Raw genomic sequence first — 11,913 nt, 5'->3', positions numbered from 1 at the left:
TAGCAAGGTCATTGGGGAGTCTGCAAGCACAAGCTCCCGTGAGGTGTATTCGCTCAGGCGGCCCGGGCTGGGGCAGCAGCAGCAGGCATTTGCTCAAGCAGGAAGTCCTCGAACGTATCCGGGCGCTGGATAAAGCGATTGAAGGGCAGGCTGGCCTTGAAAACGGCCTTTGGCGCGATATTGGCGCCGCAACGCAGCGCGGCTTCCACAACCTGGTCGCGCGTGTCCATCGAGGAGACAACCGCGATGCGATATTTGCCCATATTGGCGACGCGCGCGATTGTCATGTCCGGGTCGACACTGTCTGGCAGGCCGAGGTCGAGGACAACGAGGTCGAAGCGCTCGAGACGGAGGCGTGCCTCGGCGGCCATCAGTGTCGGCGCCAGGACGAGATCCACCTGAATGCGCGAGCGGGCGGCTTTGTCGGCGGCAATCGCCAACATGTCGCGAACCGGCTCGTGATCTTCAACCCAAAGAACTTTCATACTACTCTACCCCGTAAAGGTTATTGCTGCCTGAGCGTCTGTGTGTGTCTGCGCCCGTCTGAAGATGACCTTGCCACCGGGGCCTTACAGCTTGGTAAAGCAGAACTTTCCGAAGTGTTGAAATCTCAACAGATCGGCATTTCCGGGAAAGTTTTTTGGCCCCTCCAAACCTGCCGCATCCGCTTTCCCGTAAGGGGAGTTCATGTATGCTGAGGGGCAGGGAAACGCATGCGAAGAAAAAAAGCAAAAAAAATACATGACAGACGAAATCCTGCCACCGGCCACCAAGGTGCCGCCTGTATCGGCCTTCCATGTCGATGACAGCGAGGCTGACAAGCATATTGTCGACGTGCTGATCGAGGAGCGCTGCCCGCGTATCCGGGAGCACTGGTCGTGGCCGCTGGTGCGTCCGGCCCTCTACAAGGTGCTCGGTTATGGCAAGGCCCGTCGCATGGCCGACGAGATTGTTCAGCTGAATGGCCGTCAGTCCTTTGATCTCCTGTCAGAGCAGCTTTCCTTCGATCTCACGATAGATGGTATCCAGCGCATGCCGAAAACCGGCCGACTTATTGTGGCGGCCAACCACCCGACGGGCCTAGCTGACGGCGTCGCCGTCTGGGACCTGCTGAAACAGGTGCGCGACGACATCATCTTCTTTGCCAATGCTGACGCGGTGCGGGTGAACCCGAAGTTCGAGGATGTCATCATCCCGGTCGAATGGGTTGCGGCCAAGCGCACACCCGCGAAGACCCGTGAGACATTAAAGCGCGCGGCTGAGGCTTTTAGTGATGAGAAATGTGTCGTCATCTTCCCCTCCGGCCGGCTTGCCCGGCGTGTCGATGGTACGTTGCAGGAAAAGGACTGGTTCTCCACGGTCATTGGTCTCGCACGCAAGCAGAAGGCGCCTATCCTGCCGCTCAATGTGGATGCCCGGAATTCTGCGCTCTACTATCTGTTCTGCGACCTCAATGATGAGTTGCGAGACATTACGCTCTTTCATGAATTGCTGAACAAGCGCGGCTCGAAATTCAGCATGACATTTGGCCAGTTGATCGACCCGGCAAGCCTTGACGGCGATGCCGGTGCGCTGACGGAAAAACTGAAGCATCATGTCGCTTATGACCTTCTGAAGAACGCCGACGCTGCCTTTAGGCCCTGACGTTGCCGCACTGGTGGCAAGCTTCACTTGAACTTGCCTGCGATGCGCTCTAGACGCGCTCGCCATGCTTGAAATCATTCCTGAAACGCCCGCTCTCCACGCCGTCGCCATCGAGTCTCTGTTCGATGTCACATTCGGTCCGGGCCACTTCGCCAAGACCGCCGAGCGTCTGCGCGAATTCTCTCACTCCCTCCCGGCGATCAGCCGCGTGGCTGTGTTAGATGGCGAGATTGTCGCTGTATGCCGTGTGTGGCCGCTTGTGGTCGGGGAGGCCCGAACGCGGGCCCTGTTTTACGGACCGGTCGCCGTGACACCGGAACAGCGCGGCAGCCGGCTTGGTCAGGCTGTGACAGTGGCTGCGCTTGAGGCGGGTGAAGCTCAAGGCTGGCCAGCGGCTGTGCTCATCGGTGCGCCAGCCTATTTTTGTGAGATCGGTTTTGAAGTCACCCCGCGCGGGCAGCTTGTTTTCCCGGGTCCGCAAGATCAGGGCCGCGTCATGGTAAAAAGCCTCGCGGGTGATGCGAGCCAGCTCGCAGGTCTGGTCACGGCGCTCTAGAGAGAGGGCTCAGCCCTTCTTGGGACGTTGATCCAGAGGCAGGGAATATTCCGCCGGCACGCCGTCAAGATACATGCCCTCGTGGAACAGTTCGCCCTGCATGTCGCGCGCGGTGCCGGGGCCGTTCAGGAAGCCCCTCGCGAACAGGCCCGCCATGACGACGCCGCTATCGGGAAGTGTGAGTACGCCATAGCCCTCATAGACGCCATCATTGGTCTTGCCTTGATAGCTCGCCATAAGGGCCGGGCCTTCATAGATATCATCGGCATATTGCTCGATTGGCGGATAAGCGGCAGCGACTTCAAGTGCTCTGGCTTCAGCCGCGCGCGCGGCGAGCTGGTCTGGGGTAGGGGCTTCAGGCAGGGCTGCACTGTCTGACTCCGGAACCGGAGCGACCGGATCCTGCGGCGTTGGCGCGCGAGGGCCGCAGGCAACACACATTATCGCGACCAAGCTGGCGAGCGTCGTTCGGGAATATGGCATGGCGGCCTCCTTGTGATGCGTTGCCAGTGTACCACACTGTGGACTTGGGCGACACATCCGCTCGAGCGCTTGATTGCCAAGCTTGCCTGCGCGCTTTAGTTACCAATCAGGGCGTCTTGTGCATGGGGGTGACAAATGACGGATCTCCGCCTGATCCAGTATTTCGAAGCCGTCTACAGGCTTTTGAGTTTTTCCAAGGCCGCCGAGGAACTGCATCTGACGCACTCGGCCGTTACGCGCGCCATCAAGGCCCTCGAAGACGCCTGGGACACACCGCTCTTCTATCGCACAACGCGCTCTGTTGTACCGACAGAGGCGGGTGAGCGCCTCTATCCGCGGGCGGTGGAATTGCTGGCCTTTTCAGCGACTGTGATGCGCGAGACCGTGTCCGGCGACCGGGAGCTAAAGATTGTCGGTGGGCCTATCGCCTATGACATCCTCCTGCCGACCGTCATCAATGCCTATCGACAGGTCGCGCCGCGCATGCGTGTTCGGGCCGATGTGATGTCACCCCACGCCGCTGTTGAAGCGCTGGTGCAACGACACGCTGACGTGGTTATTTTCAACATGTCGACCCTGCAGGCCATGCCGCACGCCAGCCGACTGCGGTTCAATGAGATCATGTCTGAGCCCTACATCATGGTGTTCCGGCCAAACCATCCGATCATGGACATGGACAACCAGTTTGAATCGCTGCTGGCTTTTCCATGGGCCTTCCCCGGGTATCTCGACTATCTCGATGGCCAGCTGCCGGACGGAATGGCGGAAGCCCTGGCCGGTGCGGATGCGCCGCAATATACGCTCTACAGCCCGACCGCCTGCATGAACCTCTCGATGATGTCAGATATCCTGACGATTGTTCCGGTGTCTCTGGCGCAGGCCAATCTCGATAGCGGCCGCCTCGCAGGAAAGCGGCTTCCGGGATTACCCGACTATCGCGTGGGGCTGGGCTTCCGGCGAGAGGCGGAACAGGAGCCCCATATTCGCGATCTTCTGGGGTGTGTTGATTCCGTTGGACGAACACTCAGCCGCGAAAATGCTCAACGGTTGAAAGAGTTATCGTGAATTCCCCTCAAAGGTTAACTTGAGACTGTTGCGCACAAATAAGCAACAATTACTCAATTGTACTCAGGAGTGTGCTGTCGTAACTGACCTTGGTCTTTGTGATGTGGCGCGTCCCCCACCCAGAGCCGCATCACGGCTAAAAGGCACTTTGCCAGGCAGTGTATCCCCGCTGCCTGGCATTTGCCCCTTTATGAGACCCATTCTCCCAATCGATTGTTTGATGCGAGTTGAAGCGGCTGCTTATTGACCCTCACGCCGCCACGCCAAAATCAACAGGATCACCAGCAGCGCAGCTGCAAGAATGCCTGGCAGCAGCGGCTGGCTCGTGGACGAGCGAACCGCATAGGCGCCGCGCTCACGCAGGCCCAGCCAGTTATTGCCAGCCGCCGCACCGCGTGCGCTGACGCGGCGTATATCAGGAATATCCGTACCCGCCGCATTCAGTCGGAAGACGCCGCCGCCGGTCTGTTTCGAGAAAGGCGCCATTATCTCGGTGCTGGACTGAAGGTCGGCATATTCCTTCGGATTGGCGGGACCGTTCAGGGCCACCGCTTCCAGCCCGCCAGCTTCGGCCCGGTAGAGTCCCAACTGGTCGATAGGCGCTTCGGCCGTGAAGATGCCGGGGGCCTTCTGTCTCCAGATGGGTTCAAGGATGCGACCTTCCGGTGTTTCCAGCTGGAGCGGCGGCGCAGTATCGAGCAGGGTGCGCAGCTCCATCTTGGCGGTATCGCCTTCAGCCACGAGGCTGAGCCGGCGCTCTTCTAGTTCCGGCTCTTTCATCATCCAGTGGACTGTGCGCCGGATCAATTCCGAGAAGGGGCCGCCGCCATCATGGCCACGTGCCCAGAGCCAGATCTGGTCGGACATCAGCATGCCCACGCGGCCCTTGTCGACGCGGTCGACAATAAAGAGCGGCTTGTCGTCCGGCCCGCTCATCAGCACGTCGCCCGCCTGCGCAGTGGCCTCGATATAGCGCATCCAGCCGCCCCATTTCTGGCCATCAAGCGGCGCCGTCACGGCGTGGCGCTTGCCGACTTCAGTGAGTTTCGGGATGAACTCGCCCGTACGGATGCGCCCGGTCGGGGAGGCGGGGAGAACGGCGGCGAGGGGAGAGCGGGCGAGGCTTCCCGGCCCTGCGAAGGGCTCGCCTGCCGCAATCAGCAGCGCCCCGCCATCGGTCACATAGCGGGCCATGTTCGCGAGGTAAGACTGGGTGATGACGCCCCGGCGCTCATACTGGTCGAAGATGATGAGGTCGAAATCCTTCAGCTTGTCCTCGAACAATTCCTCTGTCGGGAAGGCGATCAGCGCGAGTTCGTCGGTCGGCGTGTAATCGGTCTTGTAGGGGGGGCGAAGGATGGTGAAGTGAACGAGGTCGACCGAGGGGTCGGATTTCAAGAGGTCGCGCCAGACACGTCCGGCCTGGTTTGGCTTGCCGGTGACAAGAAGCACGCGCAGCCTGTCGCGCACGCCTGCCAGCGTCGAGGCGGTACGATTGTTCGCCAATGTCAGCTCTTCGCGGCCCGGCGGAACTTCGACGACAATCACATTCTCGCCCCGCCGCTCGATCTCAATCGGCAGCGGCGTATCCTCGCCGGCCTTCACCTTTACGCGTTCGGCCTGTCCGCCATTCAGCGACACACTGAGTTCAACTTCGCCGCCATCCGGGTCATCGACGCGCACGATCAGGTTTGCGGTTTCGCCAACAATCCCGAAATTAGGAGCGTCGACGATCCGGACCCTCCGGTCGCCGCGATCAGGATCGCCCACGACGAGCCCATGAACCGGCCCGATGGCCCTGCCCTGGTCCGCGCCGGTTGGCAGGTCGTGGACCTGACCATCGGTCACAAATATCGCGCCCGCAATCCGGTCGCGAGGAACATCCGCCATCAGACCTTCCAGCGCGCCATAGAGATGCGTGCCATCATCATGCGGGTCGGATTCCAGTATGCGGACTTCCAGCGACGTGTCGGCCTCAAGTTTTGACTTCAGCTCTATGAAGGCGGCATTGGCGGCGCTCGCCCGGTCGCCGAACTGCATGCTCTCGGATCGGTCGAGGATGAGTGCGGCCACCGAGGGCAAGGGCTCGCGTTCTTCTTCCACGAGAGACGGATTGGAGAGGGCGGCCGCGAGCAATGTCAAAGCCAGTCCGCGTGTCAGCGCGGCCCTGCCACGCAGCACGACATAGGCGCCCCACGCTAGTACAGCGACGGCGACGACCAGCCAGAAGACCGGCCAGCCGAGGAATGGCTCAAAGTTGAGGCGTGTCGCATCGATCATTGCGGGTCTCTTTCAGGCGACGGGCCCAATACGTCGCTCAGGTCATTCCCGGGAGCGGTGCCACGCAAATCGTTCGGCGCGATGGCGCCGCCATCCTCGGCGCCCGTGTTGCTGATTTCGCCTTCGCCCTCGCCGAGGCGTTCGAGAAGGGCTGGGAGGTGAACCTGGTCGTCCTTGTAGTTGCCGGTCAGGACATACATCACGAGATTGACGCCAAAGCGGCGCGCCATTTCGCGTTGCTGCGGGCCACCATCAACGGAATAGAGGTCGCGGCCCCGGTCATCCACCGCCCAGGCGGACGCCCAGTCTGCATCCCCGACAAACAGGCGCGAGACGCCGTCGCCGCGCGGAGCGTTGGGGCCGCCGGTTTTCTCGATCCACAGGCGGCGGTTTGCAAAGCGGCCGGGAAAATCGTCAAGCAGGTAGAAACTGCGTGCGAGGACATGATTGGCTGGCACCGGTTGCAGGGGCGGGGCATCGAGCCCCTCAAGCAATTTTTCCAGCGGAGCCACACTCGTGTCCGTGCCAACCGTTCCGCCTGCACGCGTGTCGATAATCAGCGCGCCGCCAGAGCGGAGATAGGTGTTGAGATGCGCAATGGCCATGTCTGACAGCGGCGGGGCGTGGTCGGAGACGTTGAAGTAGATCAGTGGATAGAGTTCCAGCGCGTCCGTCTCGAGGTTCAGGGCATCTGGCTCGGCGGGCTCGACGGACGTGCGTAAGCTGAGCACGGAGGAGAGGCCTGACAGGCCCGCGCGGGTGCGCTCATTGAGGGCGCCATTGTCGGTTTCCACATAGCCGAAGCGCATTGTCAGGGCCGCGTCGATCTCCTTCTGAGTCGCATTGCCGGTGCGCGGAAGCGCATCAACCTGCGGCGCTGTCGAGACGCGGCGGAAGGAGCCGTCCGGCATCTGCTGATAGCGATAGGACTGGGCTTCGGCGCCTTGCGGCAGGGTGGCGGCCATGGCGCAGATCAGGAGCAGGGCCGCTGCGCCCTTTGCCGAGCGCCCCAGTCGGGGCAGGTGACCGGCCACAAGGAGGGCAATGAACAGGTCCAGCACGAGCAGGATGGCGGCAATCGCAAGCAACGGCCCGGCAAGCCGCAGCGAGCGCGCCTCTGCATCACCCAGCAGGCGCGCTGACATCGGCCATGTATCGATCAGGTTTGGTTTGGCGTCGGCACCAGCATTGAGCGCAAGGGTGCCTGAAGGCCCCTGATAGAGGCCCGGCGGATGGGCTTCGGATGGTTTTACCGTGTCGAAATCGCCAGCTTTAAGGGGCGCCGCACTGGCGCCCGCTGCAGCCAGACGACCGTAACCGTCAAGCACCAGTTGCGGCGTGTAGGCGCCCTCGGCGTCGCTGACCGCTTCCCCGCGTCCGGCCGCAATGGAGCGGCGCAGCATCTGCTCGAACGTGGCGGAATAGGGCAGGTTCGACCAGTCCGGCCCGGCGGTGATGTGGAACAGGATCAGCGTGCCTGATCCGCGCGAGTCCGATGTCACCAGCGGGCTGCCATCGGCGAGGCGGGCCCATGTCTTGCGTCCGAGATCCGGTGCAGGCTTCGCGAGCACCTGTTGGCGGATGCGCACGTCTGATGGAATGGGCAGGCCCGCAAAGGGCGATGTTGCGGGGAAGGGCGCCATGGCCTGTGGTTCGTCCCAGGCGAGTGCGCCACCCAGCGCGCGGGAGGATCGGCGCAGCGCCACGGGAAGCAGGTCATCACCCTGAGACGCAAGGTGCGGCCCGGCAAAGCGGATCAGCGCGCCGCCTTGCTCCACCCATTCTGTCAGGCGTTTCGCGTCTTCCGGCTGGATCTGGCCAATGTCTGTCAGGATGATCGCATCGGGCGATGTGGCGACCAGCGATTCAATGCTGCCTTCGGTGATCGAGGCAAAGGGTTCGAGTGCCTTACGGACATAGTGCATATCGGAGAGAAGCGGCTGCGCGGCAGCGCCTGCATCGACGAGACCCACACGGCGCGACCTGTCAGATGAATCCCAGAGCCAGACCGTGCCTGCGCCCTGACGGCCTGTCGCGGTGAAACGCGCCACACGCGAGAGGGCTGCGGCGGGGATGGTGAAGCTGGCAGTGGCCTCGCGCTCGCCGTCCGCAAACACGACTTCCGATGTGGCGAGGGCGGAACCATCCAGCGTGAGGGCGGACACAAAGCTGCGCTCCTCGCCGCGCGGCTGGACGCGGCGCGCGGTGACAGACACCGAGTCTGTCTGCGAGGAGATTCCGGTGATGGCAGCAGGGCCGGTGGGCGGCGCAGCATAGACCGAGAGCGGCGCCATCGCAGCTAGCGCGGCGGCAAAGGCGCGCCCGCCTTCATCCTCAACGCCATCACTTGCCCAGAAAATGCGGTCCGGTTTCAGGCCGGAGTCTTTCAGTCGTTTCAGCGCCTCGGTCCGGTCTGTGCCCCAAGGCTGTGGACGAAGCGAATTCAGGCGCTTGGCCATGTCGGCGCGCGACAGGCGCGTTGCGGGATCGGCATTCAGTGTCTGCGGCGCGGTCAGCAGGAGATGCGCCGGAGCATCGCGCCCGCCCGTATCGAGCGTTGCGGTTGCGGCGTCCACCAGCTCGCTCCAGCGCGGCGCCGAAGGCCAGCCATTGTCCACGACAACCAGCAATGCGCCGCCGGCATCGGCGGCCTCATTCTTCGCGCCGGGCGCATAGACGGGCTGGGATAGGCCGGCGATGGCGGCGGCTGCGGCCAGCGTGCGGATCAGCCAGACCCACCAGGGCGTGCGGGCAGGTGTTTCTTCTTTTGGCTCGACGCCTTCGAGCAGGCGCAGTGACGGCAGCTCGACATCCTTTGGCGCAGGCGGCGTTGCCCGCAGCACCCACCAGATGATTGGCAGCGCCAGGAGCGCGAACAGCGCCAGTGGTGCGCCGAAGAGGAATGGGCCCAGTGCTGTCATCCGCGCGCCCCGAAACTCTCAAGCGCCATTTTCAGGCGGGCGGCGCCATGCAGGCTGGGTGTGGCGGTCGTATGTGTGACAAGGCGCCAGCCGATCTGGGTGGTGAGTGTCTGCAAGGCGTCGCGCTGTTCGGCAAACTTGCGCTTGTACTCGTCGCGCATCGTTTCGGCGCGGCCAAGGATGCGGTCAACCATGGCGCCGGGCCGGTGCAGCTTGACGCGGCCCTGGAACGGAAAATCGAGTTCGATGGGCGCGGCGACCGCCAACAGAACCCCTTCGGGGCATTTGGCAGCGAGCGGCTTCAGGCGCGCCTGCCATTCCGGGATTGGATCATAGAAATCGGACGCAATCACCAGGGTGGCCGATGTGCGTGGCGGCGGCGGGAAGGGGCGGCCCGCGCCATTGGAAATATCCTCCGACAGCCGATCAACCGCGCGTTTGCCGAAGCTCGGCGTGCGGCCAGCGCCAAGCGCGCCGATACGCTCGCCATCCTTGGACATCATCAGGCCAAGCGCCAGCATCAGGAGGCGTGCTTCATCCGCCTTGGTGCGGATGTCGCCTTCGCCCTTCCAGTTGAAGCCCGGATGCGGGTCGCACCAGAACAGCACCGTGCGCGCGGTTTCGAGTTCTGTCTCGCGCACGAACAGGTCGTTGCCCTTGGCCGACCGGCGCCAGTCGACCCGGTCGGCGGCGTCTTCCTGCGTGTGGTGGCGATACTGCCAGAACTGCTCTCCCGTGCCCGCGCGGCGACGCCCTGCGCTGCCGATATGGGCAGCTTCAGAGGCCTCGGCCTTGAAGTTCAGGTTAGGCAGCTGGCGGGCCAGCGCCTCGGCTTCAGCGCGAAGATCGGAGAAGGGAATCATTTATTGTCGCGCGCTCGTATCGGACAGCGACTTGCACTTCCTCTAAGATCACGAAGTGCATTCCAATCTTTATTGTCTAAGGCTTTTTGTGCCGGGACGGCTAATTCTTCGTATTTCTCTAAGACGTAGGTTTGGTCATTTTCATTTGGAAGCACTATTTCGAAAGTTTCGTTGGTTGCCTTGTAGGTCGAAGGTTTGCCTGAAAGCTCACGCTCAAAAAGCACAACCCCACTTTCGGTAGCAAAAGTCCAGGACTTAGGCTTTAATCCAAGAGGGTCTTCAGCGTACCGCATATTTTCCTTTTTTATTTCAAATTGGTGGGCGACGATTTTGGCGGCTAGGCAATCCAATAATTCTCTTTGCTCTTGAGCTTGCGCTAGGAAAGGGCCGAAGAGGATCGGCATCGCCAAGGTTACACTCAATCGCTTGAACAAAATTACGCCACCTTCCGCGCGAGGTCGTTGATCAGGTCGGTCAGGCTCGGCGCTTCGCCGGTCGGGTCATAGCGCATGGCCATGCGGTGGCCGAGGCAGGGTTCGGCGAGCGCTTCGACATCTTCAATCGATGGCGCGAGGCGTCCGCGCAGCAGCGCGCGCGAGCGTGCCGCCAGCATCAGTGCCTGCCCGGCGCGCGGGCTTGGGCCCCAGTCGACGAGGCGCTGAACGCGGGCGTCAGAGGTCTGCTCGGGCCGCGCTTCGCGGATCAGGCTGAGGATCGCCGAGACGATTTTCTCGCCAACCGGCATGCGGCGCACGAGGGCCTGAATGGCGATGAGATGGTCCGCATCGAGCGCCGCGCGCACGGTGCCTTCGGCGCCGCCAGTCGTCTCGATCAGGATGCGGCGCTCGGTATCGAGGTCAGGATAGGCGACATCCACTTTCAAGAGGAAACGGTCGAGCTGGGCTTCCGGCAGGGGATAGGTGCCTTCCTGCTCGATCGGGTTCTGGGTGGCCAGCACGTGGAAGGGCGCGGGCAGGTCATGGCGCATGCCTGCAACGGTCACATGACGCTCCTGCATGGCCTGAAGCAGGGCAGACTGCGTGCGGGGCGAGGCGCGGTTGATTTCGTCGGCCATCAGCAGCTGGGTGAAGATCGGGCCGCGCAGGAAGCGGAAGCTGCGCTGGCCTTCGGCGGTCTCGTCCATGACTTCCGAGCCGAGGATGTCGGATGGCATCAGGTCCGGCGTGAACTGGATTCGTTGGTTTGACAGGCCGAGCGCTGTGCCCATCGCCTCGACGAGGCGCGTCTTGGCAAGGCCCGGCGCGCCGATCAACAGCGCGTGACCACCTGCCAAAACAGCGGCCAAAGCCAGCTCGATGACGCGCTCCTGCCCGAAGACAGCCTTGCCGATTTCGGCCTTCACCTGACGCAGGGTCTCGGTTGCGGCCTCGGCCTCGGCAACTATGTCATTCGTATCGACTGCAGTATCGGCCATATAAAGAGCGCCTCCGGCTTCACGTATCTGGTAAACAAACCTATGTCTAAGGCGTCATCATGGCGGAGTGAGACGTGAAATCCAGTCCCGACAACACATTGAGCCTAGAGGAGACGCTTAAGGCTATCCTGCCGGATGGCAAGCTGTCCGGGAAGCTGCCGCCTGTGGATTCGTGGAATCCGCAAAATTGCGGCGATATCGACATGGCCATCCGCGCCGATGGCAGCTGGTGGCATGAAGGCGGCCGCATGAATCGCGAGCGCATGGTGAAAATGTTCTCGCGCATCCTGCGCAAGGATGAAGACGGGAAAACCTATCTCGTCACGCCCTATGAAAAAGTCGTCGTGGATGTTGAGGATGCGCCCTTCATTGCCGTGCGCGTTGATCGCGCAGGCGAGGCAGGGCCGCAGCAGGCGCTCGCCTTCCTCACCAATGTCGGCGATGTAGCCGTGGCCGGGCCGGACAATCCGATCCGCGTCGAAACCGATGCCGAGACCGGCGAACCTGCGCCTTATGTCCTGGTGCGCGGACGGCTGGAGGCCAAGATCGCGCGACCGGCCTTTTATGAGCTGGTCGATATGGCAGAGGCTGATCCGAAAGACGAAACGGTGCTCGGTGTCTGGAGCCAGGGCGTATTCTTTCCCATTGGCGCGGCAGCCTGAGCCG

Annotated in this window: 11 protein-coding genes; 4 read left to right on the top strand and 7 right to left on the bottom strand. The window is 62.3% G+C overall.

Translation table 11 applies throughout. From position 1 onward, the window contains the following. Positions 1-53: 53 nt before the first annotated feature. Positions 54-485: a response regulator gene (locus tag HOC_RS01185; protein WP_035534944.1), complete on the bottom strand. Its 432-nt coding sequence runs from the start codon at positions 483-485 to the stop codon at positions 54-56. Between the two features lie 256 nt (positions 486-741). Here HOC_RS01185 and HOC_RS01180 point away from each other — a divergent pair, with 256 nt between their 5' ends. Continuing rightward, positions 742-1,644, top strand: a complete 903-nt coding sequence (locus HOC_RS01180; RefSeq protein WP_035535198.1) for a 1-acyl-sn-glycerol-3-phosphate acyltransferase — start codon at positions 742-744, stop codon at positions 1,642-1,644. Positions 1,645-1,708: 64 nt separating this feature from the next. Further along, the gene (locus HOC_RS01175) at positions 1,709-2,200 is read left to right on the top strand and encodes a GNAT family N-acetyltransferase (protein ID WP_035534941.1); all 492 of its coding nucleotides are present in this window, start codon (positions 1,709-1,711) and stop codon (positions 2,198-2,200) included. A 9-nt stretch (positions 2,201-2,209) separates the two neighbouring features. On the opposite strand, the gene HOC_RS01170 is transcribed toward HOC_RS01175, so the two are convergent. Beyond that, positions 2,210-2,683, bottom strand: coding sequence for an MORN repeat-containing protein (locus HOC_RS01170; RefSeq protein ID WP_035534939.1), 474 nt, complete (start codon positions 2,681-2,683; stop codon positions 2,210-2,212). A gap of 135 nt (positions 2,684-2,818) precedes the next feature. On the opposite strand from HOC_RS01170, the gene HOC_RS01165 reads away from it, so the two are divergent. Continuing rightward, the gene (locus HOC_RS01165) at positions 2,819-3,748 is read left to right on the top strand and encodes a LysR family transcriptional regulator (RefSeq protein ID WP_035534935.1); all 930 of its coding nucleotides are present in this window, start codon (positions 2,819-2,821) and stop codon (positions 3,746-3,748) included. A gap of 240 nt (positions 3,749-3,988) precedes the next feature. Here the strand turns inward: HOC_RS01165 and HOC_RS01160 are convergent, their stop codons facing one another. The 5 genes from HOC_RS01160 to HOC_RS01140 are packed head-to-tail and all read right to left on the bottom strand — an operon-like array spanning position 3,989 to position 11,247. Beyond that, positions 3,989-6,028, bottom strand: a complete 2,040-nt coding sequence (locus tag HOC_RS01160; RefSeq protein ID WP_035534933.1) for a hypothetical protein — start codon at positions 6,026-6,028, stop codon at positions 3,989-3,991. Continuing rightward, positions 6,025-8,949: a DUF4159 domain-containing protein gene (locus tag HOC_RS01155; RefSeq protein ID WP_084146068.1), complete on the bottom strand. Its 2,925-nt coding sequence runs from the start codon at positions 8,947-8,949 to the stop codon at positions 6,025-6,027. The genes HOC_RS01160 and HOC_RS01155 overlap by 4 nt, the downstream gene beginning before the upstream one ends. Continuing rightward, positions 8,946-9,812 (bottom strand): DUF58 domain-containing protein, encoded by an 867-nt coding sequence (locus HOC_RS01150; protein ID WP_035534932.1) that lies wholly within the window; start codon positions 9,810-9,812, stop codon positions 8,946-8,948. The genes HOC_RS01155 and HOC_RS01150 overlap by 4 nt, the downstream gene beginning before the upstream one ends. Beyond that, positions 9,809-10,246, bottom strand: a complete 438-nt coding sequence (locus HOC_RS01145) for a hypothetical protein (protein WP_035534930.1) — start codon at positions 10,244-10,246, stop codon at positions 9,809-9,811. The genes HOC_RS01150 and HOC_RS01145 overlap by 4 nt, the downstream gene beginning before the upstream one ends. Positions 10,247-10,248: 2 nt before the next feature. Beyond that, the gene (locus HOC_RS01140; protein WP_035534927.1) at positions 10,249-11,247 is read right to left on the bottom strand and encodes an AAA family ATPase; all 999 of its coding nucleotides are present in this window, start codon (positions 11,245-11,247) and stop codon (positions 10,249-10,251) included. A 74-nt stretch (positions 11,248-11,321) separates the two neighbouring features. Between HOC_RS01140 and HOC_RS01135 the strand changes: the two genes are divergently transcribed. Continuing rightward, positions 11,322-11,909, top strand: a complete 588-nt coding sequence (locus HOC_RS01135; protein ID WP_035534924.1) for a DUF1285 domain-containing protein — start codon at positions 11,322-11,324, stop codon at positions 11,907-11,909. Positions 11,910-11,913 lie beyond the last annotated feature (4 nt).

It is taken from the genome of Hyphomonas oceanitis SCH89, assembly GCF_000685295.1.
Classification (GTDB): Bacteria; Pseudomonadota; Alphaproteobacteria; order Caulobacterales; family Hyphomonadaceae; genus Hyphomonas; species Hyphomonas oceanitis.
This window is presented reverse-complemented; position numbering and strand designations above follow the sequence as displayed.